General features: G+C 41.1%; 19 protein-coding genes, 1 tRNA gene and 1 riboswitch. Of the genes, 16 read left to right on the top strand and 4 right to left on the bottom strand.

From position 1 onward, the window contains the following. Nucleotides 1-40: 40 nt before the first annotated feature. Together srtB and hemH are read left to right on the top strand one after the other, a co-directional pair. Entirely contained in the window at nucleotides 41-913 is an 873-nt protein-coding gene (gene srtB, locus PCY17_RS06980; protein ID WP_278276063.1) for a class B sortase, read from the top strand. A gap of 77 nt (nucleotides 914-990) precedes the next feature. Beyond that, nucleotides 991-2,085: a ferrochelatase gene (hemH, locus tag PCY17_RS06975; protein WP_000709219.1), complete on the top strand. Its 1,095-nt coding sequence runs from the start codon at nucleotides 991-993 to the stop codon at nucleotides 2,083-2,085. A gap of 41 nt (nucleotides 2,086-2,126) precedes the next feature. Here the strand turns inward: hemH and mscL are convergent, their stop codons facing one another. Continuing rightward, entirely contained in the window at nucleotides 2,127-2,507 is a 381-nt protein-coding gene (gene mscL, locus PCY17_RS06970) for a large conductance mechanosensitive channel protein MscL (protein ID WP_000910206.1), read from the bottom strand. A 79-nt stretch (nucleotides 2,508-2,586) separates the two neighbouring features. Further along, nucleotides 2,587-3,024 (bottom strand): GtrA family protein, encoded by a 438-nt coding sequence (locus PCY17_RS06965; protein ID WP_002874529.1) that lies wholly within the window; start codon nucleotides 3,022-3,024, stop codon nucleotides 2,587-2,589. Nucleotides 3,025-3,052: 28 nt separating this feature from the next. Continuing rightward, nucleotides 3,053-3,149: riboswitch (PreQ1 riboswitch) on the top strand. On the opposite strand from PCY17_RS06965, the gene PCY17_RS06960 reads away from it, so the two are divergent. The 4 genes from PCY17_RS06960 to dapA all read left to right on the top strand — a co-directional run bounded on the left by PCY17_RS06960 (nucleotide 3,147) and on the right by dapA (nucleotide 6,295). Beyond that, nucleotides 3,147-3,659 (top strand): QueT transporter family protein, encoded by a 513-nt coding sequence (locus PCY17_RS06960; protein WP_000737303.1) that lies wholly within the window; start codon nucleotides 3,147-3,149, stop codon nucleotides 3,657-3,659. It overlaps the preceding riboswitch by 3 nt. A gap of 105 nt (nucleotides 3,660-3,764) precedes the next feature. Further along, nucleotides 3,765-3,837, top strand: a tRNA-Thr gene (locus PCY17_RS06955). 389 nt (nucleotides 3,838-4,226) lie between these two features. Then, nucleotides 4,227-5,303 (top strand): aspartate-semialdehyde dehydrogenase, encoded by a 1,077-nt coding sequence (locus PCY17_RS06950; protein WP_000542494.1) that lies wholly within the window; start codon nucleotides 4,227-4,229, stop codon nucleotides 5,301-5,303. Nucleotides 5,304-5,359: 56 nt separating this feature from the next. Beyond that, complete coding sequence (gene dapA / locus PCY17_RS06945; RefSeq protein WP_000121600.1) at nucleotides 5,360-6,295, top strand: 4-hydroxy-tetrahydrodipicolinate synthase; 936 nt, start codon at nucleotides 5,360-5,362, stop codon at nucleotides 6,293-6,295. Nucleotides 6,296-6,341: 46 nt separating this feature from the next. Here dapA and mnmE read toward each other — a convergent pair whose 3' ends face one another. Both mnmE and PCY17_RS06935 read right to left on the bottom strand, forming a co-directional pair. Further along, nucleotides 6,342-7,715 carry a tRNA uridine-5-carboxymethylaminomethyl(34) synthesis GTPase MnmE gene (gene mnmE / locus PCY17_RS06940; RefSeq protein ID WP_049478742.1) on the bottom strand — a complete coding sequence of 458 codons (1,374 nt, stop codon included), beginning with the start codon at nucleotides 7,713-7,715 and terminating at the stop codon, nucleotides 6,342-6,344. 134 nt (nucleotides 7,716-7,849) lie between these two features. Next, on the bottom strand, nucleotides 7,850-8,032 hold the full coding sequence (locus PCY17_RS06935; RefSeq protein ID WP_001117401.1) for a 4-oxalocrotonate tautomerase: 183 nt from the start codon (nucleotides 8,030-8,032) through the stop codon (nucleotides 7,850-7,852). 122 nt (nucleotides 8,033-8,154) lie between these two features. Here PCY17_RS06935 and PCY17_RS06930 point away from each other — a divergent pair, with 122 nt between their 5' ends. The 10 genes from PCY17_RS06930 to rlmD form a co-directional block, all read left to right on the top strand. Then, nucleotides 8,155-8,745 carry a thymidine kinase gene (locus PCY17_RS06930; RefSeq protein WP_049478743.1) on the top strand — a complete coding sequence of 197 codons (591 nt, stop codon included), beginning with the start codon at nucleotides 8,155-8,157 and terminating at the stop codon, nucleotides 8,743-8,745. After that, nucleotides 8,742-9,821 carry a peptide chain release factor 1 gene (gene prfA / locus PCY17_RS06925; RefSeq protein ID WP_049478744.1) on the top strand — a complete coding sequence of 360 codons (1,080 nt, stop codon included), beginning with the start codon at nucleotides 8,742-8,744 and terminating at the stop codon, nucleotides 9,819-9,821. Before PCY17_RS06930 ends, prfA begins: the two co-directional genes overlap by 4 nt. Continuing rightward, nucleotides 9,821-10,657 (top strand): peptide chain release factor N(5)-glutamine methyltransferase, encoded by an 837-nt coding sequence (gene prmC, locus PCY17_RS06920; RefSeq protein WP_301392269.1) that lies wholly within the window; start codon nucleotides 9,821-9,823, stop codon nucleotides 10,655-10,657. Before prfA ends, prmC begins: the two co-directional genes overlap by 1 nt. Then, complete coding sequence (locus PCY17_RS06915; protein WP_301392268.1) at nucleotides 10,641-11,243, top strand: L-threonylcarbamoyladenylate synthase; 603 nt, start codon at nucleotides 10,641-10,643, stop codon at nucleotides 11,241-11,243. Before prmC ends, PCY17_RS06915 begins: the two co-directional genes overlap by 17 nt. A gap of 1 nt (nucleotide 11,244) precedes the next feature. Then, nucleotides 11,245-11,676: a GNAT family N-acetyltransferase gene (locus tag PCY17_RS06910; RefSeq protein WP_301392267.1), complete on the top strand. Its 432-nt coding sequence runs from the start codon at nucleotides 11,245-11,247 to the stop codon at nucleotides 11,674-11,676. Nucleotides 11,677-11,736: 60 nt separating this feature from the next. Then, complete coding sequence (glyA, locus tag PCY17_RS06905; protein ID WP_301392266.1) at nucleotides 11,737-12,993, top strand: serine hydroxymethyltransferase; 1,257 nt, start codon at nucleotides 11,737-11,739, stop codon at nucleotides 12,991-12,993. Nucleotides 12,994-13,000: 7 nt separating this feature from the next. Continuing rightward, complete coding sequence (locus PCY17_RS06900; protein ID WP_000356115.1) at nucleotides 13,001-13,975, top strand: nucleoid-associated protein; 975 nt, start codon at nucleotides 13,001-13,003, stop codon at nucleotides 13,973-13,975. Further along, on the top strand, nucleotides 13,975-14,577 hold the full coding sequence (locus tag PCY17_RS06895) for a lysozyme family protein (RefSeq protein ID WP_071850971.1): 603 nt from the start codon (nucleotides 13,975-13,977) through the stop codon (nucleotides 14,575-14,577). Before PCY17_RS06900 ends, PCY17_RS06895 begins: the two co-directional genes overlap by 1 nt. A gap of 86 nt (nucleotides 14,578-14,663) precedes the next feature. Next, nucleotides 14,664-15,638 (top strand): DUF1002 domain-containing protein, encoded by a 975-nt coding sequence (locus tag PCY17_RS06890; RefSeq protein ID WP_125391059.1) that lies wholly within the window; start codon nucleotides 14,664-14,666, stop codon nucleotides 15,636-15,638. 73 nt (nucleotides 15,639-15,711) lie between these two features. Then, the coding region (gene rlmD / locus PCY17_RS06885) for a 23S rRNA (uracil(1939)-C(5))-methyltransferase RlmD (protein ID WP_301392265.1) at nucleotides 15,712-17,164 on the top strand (1,453 nt) is incomplete at its 3' end.

The following is a 17,164-nucleotide window of genomic DNA, read 5'->3' as shown; positions in this document are numbered from 1 at the left end:
CTCTTTTATTTTCAAGGCTAGAAAGGAGAAAGAAGGAAATATGAAAACAAGTACGAGTCACAAGACCATAATGGTCATTCTATCCCTCTTTCTAGTTTTTTTCTGTCTTTTTACAGCTGATAGAGCTCTTGCGAGCGACTACGATCATTATAATCCCATTGAAAAGGATGCCAGCAGTACGGGCTTTGAAACCTTGCAGCACCTCAACAAGGATGTTTGTGGTTGGATTAGCCTTGATGGGACCAAGGTAGACTATCCCCTCTTGCAGAGTCAGGACAATGTCAAATACCTTGACCGCAATGCTTTTGGCGATTATACTGTGTCAGGTTCTATATTCCTAGACTATCGTTTTAACCCAAATTTTACGGACTTTAACACCATCATTTATGGTCACTCCATGGCTTCTGGTGCTATGTTTGGGGAGATTCAAAAATTTGCGGATCAAGATTTTTTTGAAAAGCATCGCTATGGTTCTATCTACTACAATGGTCGTGAACGTGGTCTTGAGATATTTGGGATTTTAGAAGTGGATGCCTATGACACGGAGATTTACCGAACTTTGAGTTCCAACGATGAGGAACACCAGGCTTACTATCAATATCTGCTAAGTAAAGCCAAGTACAAGCGAGATGTTTCTTTGACTTCAACAGACAAGATTGTTTTATTAAGCACCTGTTTCCTTAATATTACCAACGGAAGACATATCCTCTTAGCTAAAATAACGGATGCACCAGTAAAAGCCTCCCAGTATAAAAGTGGGGAAGCAGTAGGAACACGCTATTTTGACCAAGGTATACCAACGCATTGGATTTATATCCTTGCCTTTCTTCTCCTGATTATCGTCATTTTACTCCTTGTCGTTATCATCCTAATCATAAGACGAGATAGAAAAACAAAAGAACAAAAGAAATAGTAGACGTCGGAAGCGTTTACTATTTTTTTCTTTCATGATAGAATAGATAGTGAAAATAATATCATAAGGATGATAACATGAAAAAAGCTATATTAATGATGACCTTTGGATCTCCAGAGGAGATTAGTTTTGAAGGAGTAGCAGAATTTTTTACAAATATTCGTCGTGGTGTTAGACCCCAAGACCACGAGATTCAGACTCTCTATGACAACTATGTCCTTATCGGTGGGACGCCCTTGCAGCGGATTACACGTGAGGAGGTTGATTTAGTCAAGGAACGTTTAGGCGAGGAGTACGGTATCTACTTTGCCAATAAGTTTTCTCGGCCCTTTATCCCTGATGTGATCAAGCAGATGGAGTCTGATGGTATTGAAGAATGTATTTGTTTGATTTTGGAACCTCATTATTCCTTTTACTCAGTCATGGGGTATGAAAAGTTTTTGGAAAGCCAGCAGATCCGATTTTTAGTGATTAAGGACTGGTATCAACAACAGCCTTTGCTGGACTTCTGGACAGATGAGATTGAAAAAATTTTACGAAACCATGTGGGAGAAGAATCTTTCAAGGTAATCTTTTCAGCTCACAGTGTTCCCATTTTTGCCTTGGATTATGGAGATCCTTATATAGATCAGATTTTCGATAATAGCAAGCTCATTGCTGAACAACTCGGCCTAACAGCCGACCAGTATACCAATACTTGGCAGAGCGAAAGCGATATTGGAATCCCTTGGATCAAGCCAGATGTCTTAGAATATTTACGAGAACAAAAGCAACATCCAGAGCATTATATTTTTGTCCCGATTAGCTTTATCAGTGAACATATCGAAGTCCTTTTTGATAATGATGTGGAATGTTATGAGTTGTGTCAAGAATTAGGTGTCACCTACCATCGTCCACCTATGCCCAATACGGATAGCCGTTTAATTGACGCTTTAGTTGCTACTGTACGAGCCAATGAAGACAAAGAATTTAAAGCTTTTCTCCCAGAAGAAGAAACCTTCGATGAGTTAGCGCCTTCGGCAACTACAAAGGACATCATGGAGGAGACAGACGACCTTCAGATGCCAGAATTTGTCAAAAAACTCATTGAGAAAAAAGGCCGTGAAAATGTGAAGATGCCTTACTTGATTAAGAAAATGCTCGAAAAGGCTGGGAAGTTACCAAAAGAGTAAAGAAAAAAGGATTTAGCTTTAAGCTAAATCCTTTATCTGTTTTATTTTTTCTCAAGAAGAGCTTTGATTTCTTGAAGAACTTCAAGTTCAGTTGGAGCAGCAGGTGCTTCCTCAACCACTTCCTCTTTCTTACGAAGGTTTTGCGCTTTTTCCATAGCTTTAATAACGAAGAAAAGCACAGTACCTACAACGAGAAAGTTGATAATAGCACTCAAGAATTTACCATATGTAACACCATTCCATGCAAGCTCAGCGATGTTTTGTACTTTCGCAGCTTCCAAAGCTGGGTTCAATAGAAGTGGAGTGATGATATCGTTAACAAATGAAGTAACGATAGCACCAAATGCAGAGGCAATGATCACACCGACAGCAAGGTCAACGACATTACCACGAAGCAAAAATTCTTTAAGATCCTTTAACATTTTCATAAATTCCTTTCCTAATTTTCTAATTTATTATATCCTAAATTGTGACAAAAAGCAACTTGAACGCTCAAAGTGGTCAGTTGTTCCCTTTAAAAATATAGATTTTACTGAAAATATAGTTTAAAATGATGATCAAGATTTGTGCTAGAATAGTTTCAATCGTATTAACCCTATCTATATTAAATTCGACAAACTGGCCAATAATATCAGGGAAAGTTGTAACAAAGATATAAGTTAAAAGAACGTCAAGACCAAGAGTAGAAAGACGAGCTAAGAAAAACTTAGCCAGGCGGGTTGGCCAATTCCTTCTCTCTTGTTTAAAGACGATTGTATCATTTGTGAGAAAGGCAAAGAGAATCCCGATAATATTTGCGAGGGCAGTTGCGAGGATTTCCTGGTGGCTGATATGGTAAATAACCAAACGTGATACAATAGAAACCAGAGTAGTAGCGCCACCAAAAAAAAGATAGGCAAGGATTTCATTATCAAAGAAAGCTTTTATTTGATTTTTCATGATTTTAGTATAGCATAAAGTCATATATTGTGCTATACTGGTAAGGTTGATAACCTCAACCCTTGGTGCTTAGCTTCTTTCACCAAGCATATTTTACGCGGGAAACCGCTAAAGGAGAAAACATGAAAAAATTAACTGTTCGTGACATGGCAGACATCGCTATCGTTGCTGCGATCTATGTAGTTTTGACTATTACGCCACCAATCAATGTTCTTAGTTTTGGGGCGTATCAGTTCCGTATTTCAGAAATGTTGAATTTCTTGGCCTTTTACAACCCTAAATATATCATCGGTGTGACAATTGGATGTATGATTGCTAATTTATTTAGTAGTTTTGGCCTAATAGATGTCTTTGTCGGTGGAGGTTCTACCCTAGTTTTCCTTAGTCTAGGGGTATTGCTCTTTGCAAAATACAGCAAAGATTACCTCTTTAACGGATTGATTCGAAAAGATCATTTCTTCTTTTCAATCCTCTTCTCCATTTCAATGATTACCATTGCAGCTGAACTCCATATCTTGACAGAAGCTCCCTTCTTCTTCACATGGTTCTCTACTGGAATTGGTGAGTTTGCATCACTTATAGTGGGAGCGATTTTGATTGGTAAATTGGGACAGCGAATCGATCTAACAAAATAAGAAGTTTATAAGCTAGATTCTTGCTAAATCTAGCTTTTTTCATTCCATAAAATTAAAAGAGAGCGCTTGACAAGAACATAGAACTATAGTATACTTTTTAGGTAAGCTGATTTAGCTCAGTTGGCAGAGCGCATCCATGGTAAGGATGAGGTCGCCGGTTCAATCCCGGCAATTAGCATTAAATAGATAGAAAAACCCTTATTTACAAGGGTTTTTGTTATGTCTGCCCCAAATTTTTCAAAGATATTTCTTATGCACCTGTATAAATGAAGCAAAGAGTTTTGGCTGTTGACAAAAGTGACTCTATCTAGTAGAATAGTAGATGCGATGAGTCGATAGGCAGTCTTCGGACTGCTATTGAGCATAAGGAGGTCATAACGCAGGAGCGGACCTTGATGAGTTGTGTGAACCTGCTCATCACATGAAGATGCCTCTTAGTCCCTGGTCAATGACTAGGGATTTTTAATTTTCAGAAAATATAACCCAAAAATGCTTTTCAATTTCTGGAAAAAGTAGTATAATACATCTATTATAGAAATTTTTAGAAAATTCCGAAAGAGGTTATTTATGGGATATACAGTTGCTGTAGTCGGCGCGACAGGTGCTGTCGGAGCTCAGATGATAAAAATGTTGGAAGAATCAACACTTCCAATCGATAAAATTCGTTACCTTGCTTCTGCACGTTCAGCAGGCAAGACTTTGAAATTTAAAGACCAAGATATTACGATTGAAGAAACGACTGAGACCGCTTTTGAGGGTGTTGATATTGCACTCTTCTCAGCAGGTGGTTCGACATCAGCTAAGTATGCACCATACGCAGTTCAAGCTGGAGCGGTAGTAGTAGATAACACATCTTATTTCCGTCAAAATCCAGATGTACCATTGGTTGTGCCGGAAGTCAATGCTCACGCACTTGATGCCCACAACGGGATTATTGCTTGCCCTAACTGTTCAACAATCCAAATGATGGTGGCTCTTGAGCCTGTTCGTCAAAAATGGGGCTTGGACCGTATCATCGTTTCAACATACCAAGCAGTCTCTGGTGCTGGTATGGGAGCGATCCTTGAAACACAACGTGAACTTCGTGAAGTCTTGAATGACGGTGTGAATCCACGTGATTTGCATGCGGAAATCTTACCTTCAGGTGGTGACAAGAAACACTATCCTATTGCCTTTAACGCTCTTCCACAAATTGATGTCTTCACTGACAATGATTACACTTACGAAGAGATGAAGATGACTAAGGAAACGAAGAAAATTATGGAAGACGATAGCATCGCAGTGTCTGCAACCTGTGTTCGTATTCCAGTTTTGTCAGCTCACTCTGAGTCAGTTTATATTGAAACAAAAGAAGTGGCTCCAATCGAAGAAGTGAAAGCAGCTATCGCAGCCTTCCCAGGTGCTGTTCTTGAGGATGACGTAGCACATCAAATCTATCCGCAAGCTATCAACGCTGTTGGCTCGCGTGATACCTTCGTAGGTCGCATCCGTAAAGACTTGGATGCTGAAAAAGGAATCCACATGTGGGTTGTTTCAGATAACCTTCTCAAAGGTGCTGCCTGGAACTCAGTTCAGATTGCAGAAACGCTTCATGAACGTGGATTGGTTCGTCCAACAGCTGAGTTGAAATTTGAATTAAAATAGTCATATCGTTTAGGAGTTCAGATGAACTCCTTCTTTGAAATAGAGAGGTGTTTCTCATGTCTTATCAAGATTTAAAAGAGTGTAAAATCATCACGGCCTTTATTACCCCTTTCCATGAGGATGGCTCCATCAACTTTGATGCCATTCCAGCCTTGATTGAGCATTTATTGGCCCATCACACAGACGGCATTCTTCTAGCTGGAACGACTGCTGAGAGTCCGACCTTGACCCACGATGAGGAGTTGGAACTCTTTGCGGCTGTACAAAAGATTGTTAATGGACGTGTTCCTTTGATTGCGGGTGTAGGTACCAATGATACGCGTGACTCGATCGAGTTTGTCAAAGAAGTAGCAGACTTTGGTGGCTTCGCTGCTGGACTTGCGATCGTACCATACTACAACAAACCTTCTCAAGAAGGCATGTATCAGCACTTTAAAGCTATTGCAGATGCATCAGATTTACCTATTATCATTTATAACATTCCAGGGCGTGTAGTTGTTGAATTAACTCCAGAAACCATGCTTCGCTTGGCTGACCACCCAAATATCATCGGTGTTAAAGAATGTACCAGCTTGGCTAATATGGCTTACTTGATTGAGCACAAGCCAGAAGAGTTCTTGATTTATACAGGTGAAGATGGAGATGCCTTCCATGCCATGAACCTTGGTGCGGATGGGGTTATTTCTGTTGCCTCCCATACAAATGGAGATGAGATGCACGAGATGTTTACTGCCATTGCAGAAAGCGATATGAAGAAAGCTGCAGCTATTCAGCGTAAATTCATTCCTAAAGTCAATGCCCTCTTCTCTTATCCAAGTCCTGCTCCAGTTAAGGCGGTCCTTAACTATATGGGATTCGAAGCTGGACCAACTCGATTACCTCTAGTTCCAGCACCAGAAGAAGATGCTAAACGCATTATCAAAGTTGTCGTAGATGGCGACTACGAAGCAACTAAGGCAACTGTAACAGGTGTCCTTAGACCAGATTACTAATAAAGACAATAAAATCCATGACCGCAAGAAGGATCATGGATTTTTCTTATTTTCCTAAACAGAATTGGCTAAAGAGTTGGGTAATGAGTTCATCAGGAGCTGCATCACCTGTGATTTCTCCGAGAATTTCCCAAGTACGGGTCAAGTCAACTTGAAGCAAATCAACTGGCATCCCCAGTTCCAGCCCTTCATTAACAGCTTGTAGACTTTCAACGGCCTTTTCAATCAAGGAAATATGACGGGCATTTGACAAGTAAGTAGCATCTTGCTCGACCAAACCAGCATTTTCAAAGAAGAGATCGTTAATACGCTCTTCGATCTTATCAATGTTTTGGTTTTTAAGAACTGAAATACGGATGACATCTTCAGGTAGTTCCGAAGTTTCAATCGCTTCAGGAAGATCCGTTTTATTAAGTAGAATAATGCGGTTGGTATCTTGGCTGATTTCTAAGAGTTGGCGATCTTGGGCGGTCAGTGGTTCACTGGCATTTAGTACTAGTAGTACCAAGTCAGCTTCCTTGAGGGCTTTTCTAGAACGTTCGACACCGATTTGTTCCACGATATCATCTGTTTCCCGGATACCGGCTGTATCAATCAATTTGAGAGGAACCCCGTTAATGTTGACGTATTCTTCGATAACATCTCGTGTCGTACCAGCGATATCTGTTACAATAGCCTTGTCTTCACGAAGGAGATTATTGAGAAGACTGGATTTCCCAACATTGGGACGACCGATGATAGCAGTTGAAATTCCCTCACGAAGGATTTTACCACGACGAGCTGTTCTAAGGAGATTGGTTAGCAATTGCTCAAACTCCATAGTCTTCTCACGGACAACAGCGGTAGTAGCTTCCTCAACATCATCATACTCAGGATAGTCGATATTGACCTCTACTTGGGCAAGCGTATTGAGGATTTCTTGGCGAGTATTATTGATAAGATTAGAAAGAGAACCGTCCAATTGGTTGACTGCGATATTCATAGCCTTGTCTGTCTTGGCACGGATGATGTCCATCACTGCCTCAGCCTGTGTTAAGTCCACACGACCGTTTAGAAAGGCACGCTTGGTAAATTCACCCGGTTCAGCCAATCGAGCTCCTTCACGGATAGCTAGTTGGAGAATTTCATTGGTTACCGCAATCCCGCCGTGGGTGTTAATCTCGATAATATCCTCACGAGTGAAGGTCTTTGGAGACTTCATAGCTCCAACCATAACCTCATCCATGACCTTACCAGTTTGAGGGTCAACGATGTGACCGTAGTTGAGGGTATGGCTTGCAACCTTGCTCAAGTCTTTTCCTTTAAAAATCTTTTGCGCAATGGCAAAGCTATCTGTTCCGCTCAGGCGGACAATACCAATTGCTCCTTCACCTAGTGGAGTAGAGATAGCAGCGATGGTATCAAATTCACGTGTAATCATACTAATTCCTTTTGTATTTCTTTTCTTAGGATAGGTATCCAAGCATCTCTTCAAATTGTAACAAAATTAGACTATTTCTTCAATGGATGCTACTTGGATATTGAAAAAGCCTAAGCAATTCTGCTTAAGCTGGTTTATTTGGTGCGCATTTCACCTTGAGGGAAGTAGGTTCCTTCTGGCATGTCGTTGATGATGACATGAACGGCTGATTGAGGTGCTCCAGTGTTACGGACAACAGCTTCCGTTACTTCCTTAGCAAGAGCTTTCTTTTGCTCGAGCGTGCGACCTTCAAATAAATCGATGCGTACAAATGGCATAATAGCTTCCTCCACTAGTTTGTGATTTCTTCTATTTTACCACATTTTGCCGTTTAAAGCTTCAGGAAATTATGATATACTAGAATGTAGCAAAAATTTAGAAATGGACGTGAAATAGAAGCATGGCACAGTTGTATTATCGTTATGGGACTATGAACTCAGGTAAAACGATTGAGATTCTCAAGGTGGCCTATAACTATGAGGAGCAAGGAAAGGGAGTTGTGATTATGACTTCGGCTCTGGATACGCGTGACGGTGTTGGCTATGTGTCGAGTCGAATCGGCATGAAACGCCCAGCAATTGCGATTGAGGAAACGACAGATATCTTCGGCTATATCCGAGACTTACCTGAGAAACCATACTGTGTGTTGGTCGATGAGGCCCAGTTTCTCAAGCGTCACCATGTTTACGACCTAGCTCGTGTTGTGGACGAGCTAGACATACCTGTCATGGCTTTTGGTTTGAAGAATGACTTTCGCAATGAATTGTTCGAAGGTTCCAAATATCTCTTGCTTTTAGCTGATAAAATCGATGAAATAAAGACCATCTGTCAGTATTGTAAGAAAAAGGCGACTATGGTGTTGCGAACTCAAGATGGCGTGCCAGTCTATGATGGCGAACAAATTCAAATCGGTGGCAATGAAACCTATACCTCAGTCTGCCGAAAACATTATTTTGCCCCTGAAATCAATAAGGAGAATGAAGAAAAATGAACATCTATGATCAACTACAAGCTGTAGAAGACCGATATGAAGAATTAGGAGAATTGCTGAGTGACCCTGATGTCGTTTCAGACACCAAACGTTTCATGGAGCTTTCAAAAGAAGAGGCTTCAACTCGTGATACGGTAACAGCTTACCGTGAGTACAAACAAGTTCTTCAAAACATCGTTGATGCCGAAGAGATGATTAAAGAATCAGGCGGAGATGCGGACTTGGAAGAAATGGCCAAGCAAGAGCTCAAGGATGCCAAGGCTGAAAAAGAAGAATACGAAGAAAAACTGAAAATCTTGCTTCTTCCAAAGGATCCAAACGATGACAAGAACATCATCCTTGAAATCCGTGGAGCAGCTGGTGGAGACGAAGCGGCACTTTTCGCTGGAGACCTTCTAACTATGTACCAAAAGTATGCGGAAGCCCAAGGCTGGCGCTTTGAAGTTATGGAAGCCTCAATGAACGGCGTAGGTGGTTTCAAAGAAGTCGTAGCCATGGTTTCCGGTCAGTCCGTTTACTCTAAGCTTAAGTATGAGTCTGGTGCACATCGTGTGCAACGTGTCCCTGTGACAGAGAGCCAAGGCCGTGTCCACACCTCAACAGCGACAGTTCTAATCATGCCTGAAGTGGAAGAAGTAGAGTACGATATTGATCCAAAAGACCTTCGTGTTGACATCTACCACGCATCTGGTGCTGGTGGTCAGAACGTCAACAAGGTTGCGACTGCCGTTCGTATTGTTCACTTGCCGACCAATATCAAGGTTGAGATGCAGGAAGAACGTACCCAGCAGAAAAACCGTGAGAAGGCTATGAAGATTATTCGTGCGCGTGTGGCTGACCATTTTGCTCAGATTGCCCAAGATGAACAAGACGCTGAACGTAAGTCTACTATTGGTACTGGTGACCGTTCAGAACGGATCCGTACTTACAACTTCCCACAAAACCGTGTTACAGACCACCGTATCGGCTTGACTCTCCAGAAATTAGATACCATTTTGTCTGGAAAATTGGATGAAGTTGTGGATGCCTTGGTTCTTTATGACCAAACACAAAAATTAGAAGAATTAAACAAATAATGAAATTAGCTCAATTATTTTCAGATTTTGAAGAAGAGTTGATAAGACAAGGAGAGGAAGCAGAAAGCCTCTCTTTTGTCTATCGTAGCCTTAAAAAACTCTCTTTTACAGACTTTGTTTTTGCCCTCCAGCAAGAGGTAACAGAGGATGAAAAACAATTTGTAGAAGAAATTTACCAGCAGTTAGCGGCTCACAAACCAGCTCAGTATATCATTGGTCACGCAGATTTCTTTGGAATGCAGTTAAAAGTGGATGAGCGGGTTTTGATTCCTCGTCCAGAAACAGAAGAGTTGGTGGAACTCATCCTCACAGAAAATCCTGAGGAAAATCTTAAGGTCCTAGATATCGGGACTGGAAGTGGCGCCATAGCTCTTGGATTAGCTAAAAACAGACCAGATTGGTCAGTGACAGCAGCAGATATTTCCCAAGATGCCTTAGAGCTTGCATCAGAGAATGCTAGCAATCAAAATCTTAATATATTTTTTAAAAAATCTGATTGTTTTGCAGAAATTTCTGAAAAATATGATATAATTGTATCCAATCCACCCTATATCTCTCGTGAAGATGAGTCAGAGGTTGGTTTGAATGTTTTGCATTCAGAACCTCATCTAGCTCTCTTTGCAGATGAGGATGGCCTAGCTATTTATCGCAGAATTGCGGAAGATGCAAAAGACTATCTCGCAGATGGTGGTAAGATTTACCTTGAAATTGGATACAAGCAAGGTCAAAGTGTTCCTGCGCTTTTTAGGAAACATCTTCCTGAAAAACGGGTGCGAACACTCAAGGACCAATTTGGTCAAGATAGGATGGTTGTAGTTGATGATGGACAGGATTAGACAAGAGTTGGAAAAGGGCGGGGCAGTCGTTTTACCTACCGAGACAGTTTATGGTCTCTTTGCTAAGGCCTTAGATGAAAAAGCTGTCGACCATGTTTACCAACTAAAACGTCGTCCTAGAGAAAAGGCACTCAATCTTAATGTCGCTTCTCTAGAGGACATCTTGCACTTTTCAAAGAATCAGCCAACTTATCTACAAAAACTTGTAGATAATTTTTTACCGGGTCCCTTGACCATTATCCTTGAAGCCAATGACCGAGTTCCCTATTGGGTCAACTCTGGTCTTTCAACGGTGGGATTTCGGATGCCGAGTCACCCCATTACACTTGATTTGATTCGAGAGACAGGTCCTTTGATTGGGCCGTCTGCCAATATTTCAGGTCAGGCGAGTGGAGTGACCTTTGCTCAAATTCTAGAGGATTTTGACCAAGAGGTTTTGGGGCTAGAGGACGACGCTTTTCTAACTGGACAGGATTCGACGATTTTGGATTTGTCTGGAGACGAGGTGAAAATCTTACGCCAAGGGGCGATTAAGCGAGAAGATATTCTTGCACAGTTGCCAGAGATTTCTTTTGAGGAGGAATGAGATGCTAAGAGATTTGCAAGAAACAGATGTGAATGCTATATGTGAGATTAACCAAGAGGCTTTGGGCTATTCTTTTAGTCCAGAGGACACAGCTAGTCAACTAGCTAGACTGTCTCAGGATTCTCATCATTTCCTACTTGGCTATGAGGATGAAGTCAGCCGTGTCCTACTTGGATATGTCCATGCTGAAGTTTATGAATCCCTCTATTCCAAAGCAGGATTTAATATCTTAGGCTTAGCGGTTTCACCTCAAGCACAAGGGCAAGGTATCGGTAAAAGCTTACTGCAAGGGTTGGATCAAGAAGCAAAAAGACGGGGTTATGGGTTTATCCGCTTAAACTCTGCTGATCATCGTCTGGGAGCTCATGCATTTTATGAAAAAGTTGGTTATACTTGTGATAAAGTGCAGAAACGGTTTATTCGCATCTTTTAGTTTATTTTCTAATTGTAAAAACAAACTAAAGGACCAGTCACACTATAAAGGAGAAGACCTATGATTTTTGACAAAGACGATTTTAAAGCATACGATGCTGATCTCTGGAATGCTATTGCCAAAGAAGAAGAACGCCAACAAAACAACATCGAGTTGATTGCTTCGGAAAACGTGGTTTCCAAGGCTGTTATGGCAGCTCAAGGGTCTATCTTGACAAACAAATATGCCGAGGGTTACCCAGGACGTCGTTATTATGGTGGAACTGATGTGGTAGACGTGGTAGAAACTCTAGCTATTGAACGTGCAAAAGAAATTTTCGGTGCTAAATTCGCCAATGTTCAACCTCACTCAGGAAGCCAAGCCAACTGTGCGGCCTACATGGCCTTGATTGAGCCAGGTGATACCGTTATGGGGATGGATTTGGCAGCGGGTGGACACTTGACTCACGGAGCTCCTGTCAGTTTCTCAGGTCAAACATACAACTTTGCGTCATATAGCGTGGATCCTGAAACAGAACTCTTGGACTTTGATGCCATCTTGAAACAAGCTCAAGAAGTGAAGCCAAAACTAATCGTAGCAGGTGCTTCAGCCTATTCTCAAATTATCGACTTCTCAAAATTCCGTGAAATTGCTGATGCTGTTGGGGCTAAGCTTATGGTCGATATGGCGCATATCGCTGGCTTGGTTGCAGCTGGTCTTCACCCAAGTCCAGTGCCATACGCTCATATCACTACAACAACGACCCACAAAACTCTTCGTGGACCACGTGGTGGTTTGATTTTGACAAATGATGAAGACCTAGCTAAGAAAATCAACTCAGCTATTTTCCCTGGTATTCAGGGTGGTCCTTTGGAGCATGTTGTCGCTGCTAAGGCTGTTTCCTTCAAAGAAGTTTTGGACCCAGCCTTCAAGGAATATGCTGCTAATGTCATCAAAAACAGCAAGGCTATGGTTGAAGTTTTCTTGCAAGACCCTGATTTCCGTATCATTTCTGGTGGTACTGAAAATCACCTCTTCCTTGTTGATGTGACTAAGGTTGTAGAAAACGGAAAAGTTGCTCAAAACTTGCTGGATGAAGTTAATATTACCCTAAATAAAAACTCAATTCCATACGAAACCTTGTCACCATTTAAGACAAGTGGGATTCGTATCGGATCTGCAGCCATCACTGCACGTGGATTTGGTGAAGAAGAAAGCCGTAAAGTTGCTGAACTCATCATTAAAACCCTTAAGAATGCAGAAAATGAAGCTGTCTTAGAAGAAGTGAGAAGTGAAGTCAAAGCGTTGACAGATTCCTTCCCACTATACGAGGACTAATACTTTTATGGACATTTATATTAAGAAAGCTATTATCCATCAGTTCAGCCCAGACGATACTGAGTTGTTCTTAGCGGATAAGTTTCTCAATATCACTCCAAAAATCGAGGAATACCTACGCAAAAAAATCGAACGCGTGTATTCAGATGAAGCAAAGACTGGGATTTTCGAAGAAGAAAATCCCTTCTTCAATCACATCACAGATGATTTGTTGGAGACATCAGTAACACTGGCTAATCTCTGGAAAGAGGAGTTCAGCATTTCTGAAAATCTCAAGACCAATGACTTGGTTTTTGTTCAGTTTTCTAAAGAAGGCGTTGAACATTTCGCTTTCTTACGAATTGCTCTACGTGAGACCTTGACCCACCTTGGTGGAGAAGTTGATAATCCAATCAAGCTAACTCAGAATAACCTTCCTGGATTTGGAACAGGGGCTGATGAGGCTTTGGTGGTCAATCTTCAAAGTCGCAAGTACCATCTCATCGAAAAACGCATCAAGTATAATGGGACTTTCTTGAATTATTTTTCAGAAAATCTCCTAGCTGTTGCTCCCAAGATTTCACCAAAGAAATCCATCAAGGAATTGGAAAAAACGGCTCAGAGAATTGCAGAGTCCTTTAACACAGATGATTTTCAATTCCAATCCAAGGTCAAATCAGCGATTTTCAACAATCTGGAAGAAAGCAACGAACTGTCTCCTGAGAAATTGGCTAATGACCTTTTTGACAACAATCTGACAGCTCGCTTGAGCTTTATCGACCAAGTCAAGGAAGCTGTACCAGAACCAGTCCAGTTTGATGAAATTGATGCCAGTCGTCAGCTCAAGAAATTTGAAAATCAAAAACTTTCCTTGTCAAATGGAATTGAACTCATCGTTCCAAATAATGTTTACCAAGACGCAGAATCGGTCGAGTTTATCCAAAATGACAATGGAACCTATTCTATCTTAATCAAAAATATCGAGGATATTCAAAGTAAATAATGTTTAAATTTATAAGAAGAGTGCTTGTGCTAGCAGTCTTCCTTTTCGCAGGATACAAAGCTTATCATATCCATCAGGATGTTAAACAAGTCATGACCTACCAACCCATGGTGCGAGAAATACTCAGCGAAAGAGATACTCCAGCAAATGAAGAGTTGGTGCTCGCCATGATTTATACCGAAACGAAGGGTAAAGAGCGGGATGTCATGCAGTCTAGTGAATCTGCTAGTGGTACTACCAATACCATTGATGATGATGCCGCAAGTATTCGACAAGGAATTCAAACTCTAACAGATAACCTTTATCTTGCACAAAACAAAGGAGTGGATGTATGGACAGCCGTTCAAGCCTATAATTTTGGACCTGCCTATATAGACTTTATCGCTCAGAATGGCAAGGAAAATACACTAGCATTAGCCAAGCGTTATTCCCGAGAAACGGTCGCTCCTATCCTTGGAAATACCACTGGGAAGACCTACACCTACATCAACCCAATTTCTATCTTTCATGGTGCAGAACTCTATGAAAATGGTGGAAATTATTACTATTCGAGACAGGTACGCTTTAACTTTTACATCATGAAATTCTTTAATTTCTTTTAAGCATCTGGTTTTACCAGGTGTTTTTCACTATAAGCTTTCTTTAAGATTGATTTATTACCCTAGAAAGGTAAAGGAGGGAATATCCCATGAGAAAAAAATTCTTTCTAACAAGTGCTGCAGTTTTGTGGGCTGTAACAGCTATGACAAGCGTCCACGCAGCAACTGATGTTCAAAAAGTAATCGATGAAACCTATGTACAACCCGAATATGTCCTAGGTTCTTCTCTATCTGAAGACCAGAAAAACAAAACCCTTAGCAAACTTGGCTATGACGCATCAAAAGACACCAAGGATATCAAAACTATGACACCTGATATCTATTCGAAAATTATGAATGTGGCTAATGATGCTAGCCTACAACTCTATTCGTCGGCTAAAATTCAAAAGCTGGGTGACAAATCACCTCTAGAGGTCAAGATTGAAACGCCTGAAAATATCACCAAGGTGACGCAGGATATGTACCGTAATGCAGCAGTGACCCTGGGAGTTGAGCATGCAAAAATCACAGTTGCAGCTCCTATTCCCGTTACTGGTGAGAGTGCCCTAGCAGGGATTTACTACTCGTTAGAGGCCAATGGTGCTAAAGTACCACAAGCCAATAAAGACTTGGCTCAAGAAGAGTTAAAAGCCTTATCTGATATCAATGCTGAAAACAAGGACAAGTCAGGCTACGATGCCAATAAACTCAATGTGGCTTTGGCAGATATCAAGGCAGGAATCGCAAAGGCAAAAGAAGCCAAAGGAAATCTGACAGAAGAAGATGTCCGCAAAATCGTTGAAGACACGCTAAAAAACTACAAACTTGATCAGGTTATAACAGGAAACCAGGTCAACATCATCATCAATTTTGCACTTAACCTCTCGAAGAGTGACATCTTGAATAATGCTGATTTCACTAAAACCCTAAAAGACCTCAAGGAAAGCATTGTTTCCCAAGCTGGAGATAGCTTTAAAAATATCAACCTCAACTTTGATGCCAATAAAGCGCTAGAAGACGGGGGCAACTTCTTTAGCTCCCTTTGGCAAGCCATTGTCAACTTTTTCAAGAGTTTTGGTGCTTAGGTCATTTCATGATATAATAGATGGTAACAGAAATGTTGCCGTCTTTTTTGTCGGCCGATAGAAAGTGAAAAATATGTTAAAGAAAAATGATATTGTAGAAGTTGAAATTGTTGATTTGACCCATGAAGGTTCTGGGGTGGCCAAGGTAGAAGGTTTGGTTTTCTTTGTAGAAAATGCTCTACCAACTGAGAAAATCCTCATGCGTGTCCTTAAAGTCAATAAAAAGATTGGCTTTGGGAAGGTTGAAAAATACCTCGTTCAGTCACCTCATCGTAACCAAGACCTTGACCTAGCTTATCTACGCTCAGGTATCGCTGATTTGGGACATCTTGCCTATCCCGAGCAGCTCAAGTTTAAAAGCAAGCAAGTCAAAGACAGTCTCTACAAGATTGCTGGTATTATAGATGTAGATGTTGCTGAAACGCTTGGTATGGAAAATCCTGTCAAGTATCGTAACAAGGCTCAGGTACCTGTTCGTCGAGTGAATGGTGTCTTGGAAACTGGTTTTTTCCGTAAGAATTCGCACGACCTCATGCCTCTTGAAGATTTCTTTATCCAGGATCCTATTATTGACCAAGTCGTAGTAGTTCTACGCGATTTGCTTCGTCGTTTTGATTTAAAACCTTATGACGAAAAGGAACAGTCTGGCTTGATTCGGAACCTTGTGGTGCGTCGTGGCCATTATTCAGGACAAATCATGGTTATTTTGGTAACTACTCGTCCTAAAGTTTTCCGTGTGGAACAATTGATTGACCAACTAATCAAGCAGTTTCCAGAGATTGTGTCTGTCATGCAAAATATCAATGACCGAAATACCAATGCGATTTTTGGTAAGGAGTGGAAGACTCTTTATGGTCAAGACTATATTACGGACCAGATGTTGGGAAATGACTTCCAAATCGCTGGCCCAGCCTTTTACCAGGTCAATACTGAAATGGCAGAGAAACTTTATCAAACAGCTATTGACTTTGCAGGATTAAAAGCAGATGATGTGGTTATCGATGCCTATTCAGGGATTGGAACGATTGGATTATCCGTTGCAAAGCATGTTAAAGAAGTCTACGGTGTTGAAGTGATTGCAGAAGCAGTCGAGAATAGCAAAAAGAATGCCCGACTAAACAATATCTCAAACGCCCACTATGTCTGTGACACAGCTGAAAATGCTATGAAGTATTGGCTCAAGGAAGGTATTCAACCAACTGTTATCTTGGTTGACCCACCACGCAAGGGTTTGACCGAAAGCTTTATCAAAGCAAGCGCTCAAACAGGAGCAGACCGCATTGCTTACATCTCCTGCAATGTCGCAACCATGGCGCGTGATATCAAACTCTACCAAGAGTTGGGATATGAGTTGAAGAAAGTCCAACCGGTGGATCTATTTCCGCAGACGCATCATGTTGAGACGGTAGCGTTATTGTCCAAACTTGATGTCGACAAACATATAGATGTTGAAATTAAGCTTGATGAGCTTGATTTGACAAGTGCTGAAAGTAAAGCGACTTATGCACAAATCAAGGAATATATAT

This window comes from Streptococcus sp. SO2, assembly GCF_030440025.1.
The sequence above is the reverse complement of the archived record's forward strand: the minus strand, read 5'-3'. Positions and strand labels throughout refer to the sequence as shown.

What these genes read in the sequence shown, in the direction of transcription:
- srtB (WP_278276063.1), top strand. Translation starts at nt 41, where the DNA reads ATGAAAACAAGTACGAGTCACAAGACCATAATGGTCATTCTATCCCTC.
- hemH (WP_000709219.1), top strand. Translation starts at nt 991, where the DNA reads ATGAAAAAAGCTATATTAATGATGACCTTTGGATCTCCAGAGGAGATT.
- mscL (WP_000910206.1), bottom strand. Translation starts at nt 2,507, where the DNA reads ATGTTAAAGGATCTTAAAGAATTTTTGCTTCGTGGTAATGTCGTTGAC.
- PCY17_RS06965 (WP_002874529.1), bottom strand. Translation starts at nt 3,024, where the DNA reads ATGAAAAATCAAATAAAAGCTTTCTTTGATAATGAAATCCTTGCCTAT.
- PCY17_RS06960 (WP_000737303.1), top strand. Translation starts at nt 3,147, where the DNA reads ATGAAAAAATTAACTGTTCGTGACATGGCAGACATCGCTATCGTTGCT.
- PCY17_RS06950 (WP_000542494.1), top strand. Translation starts at nt 4,227, where the DNA reads ATGGGATATACAGTTGCTGTAGTCGGCGCGACAGGTGCTGTCGGAGCT.
- dapA (WP_000121600.1), top strand. Translation starts at nt 5,360, where the DNA reads ATGTCTTATCAAGATTTAAAAGAGTGTAAAATCATCACGGCCTTTATT.
- mnmE (WP_049478742.1), bottom strand. Translation starts at nt 7,715, where the DNA reads ATGATTACACGTGAATTTGATACCATCGCTGCTATCTCTACTCCACTA.
- PCY17_RS06935 (WP_001117401.1), bottom strand. Translation starts at nt 8,032, where the DNA reads ATGCCATTTGTACGCATCGATTTATTTGAAGGTCGCACGCTCGAGCAA.
- PCY17_RS06930 (WP_049478743.1), top strand. Translation starts at nt 8,155, where the DNA reads ATGGCACAGTTGTATTATCGTTATGGGACTATGAACTCAGGTAAAACG.
- prfA (WP_049478744.1), top strand. Translation starts at nt 8,742, where the DNA reads ATGAACATCTATGATCAACTACAAGCTGTAGAAGACCGATATGAAGAA.
- prmC (WP_301392269.1), top strand. Translation starts at nt 9,821, where the DNA reads ATGAAATTAGCTCAATTATTTTCAGATTTTGAAGAAGAGTTGATAAGA.
- PCY17_RS06915 (WP_301392268.1), top strand. Translation starts at nt 10,641, where the DNA reads ATGATGGACAGGATTAGACAAGAGTTGGAAAAGGGCGGGGCAGTCGTT.
- PCY17_RS06910 (WP_301392267.1), top strand. Translation starts at nt 11,245, where the DNA reads ATGCTAAGAGATTTGCAAGAAACAGATGTGAATGCTATATGTGAGATT.
- glyA (WP_301392266.1), top strand. Translation starts at nt 11,737, where the DNA reads ATGATTTTTGACAAAGACGATTTTAAAGCATACGATGCTGATCTCTGG.
- PCY17_RS06900 (WP_000356115.1), top strand. Translation starts at nt 13,001, where the DNA reads ATGGACATTTATATTAAGAAAGCTATTATCCATCAGTTCAGCCCAGAC.
- PCY17_RS06895 (WP_071850971.1), top strand. Translation starts at nt 13,975, where the DNA reads ATGTTTAAATTTATAAGAAGAGTGCTTGTGCTAGCAGTCTTCCTTTTC.
- PCY17_RS06890 (WP_125391059.1), top strand. Translation starts at nt 14,664, where the DNA reads ATGAGAAAAAAATTCTTTCTAACAAGTGCTGCAGTTTTGTGGGCTGTA.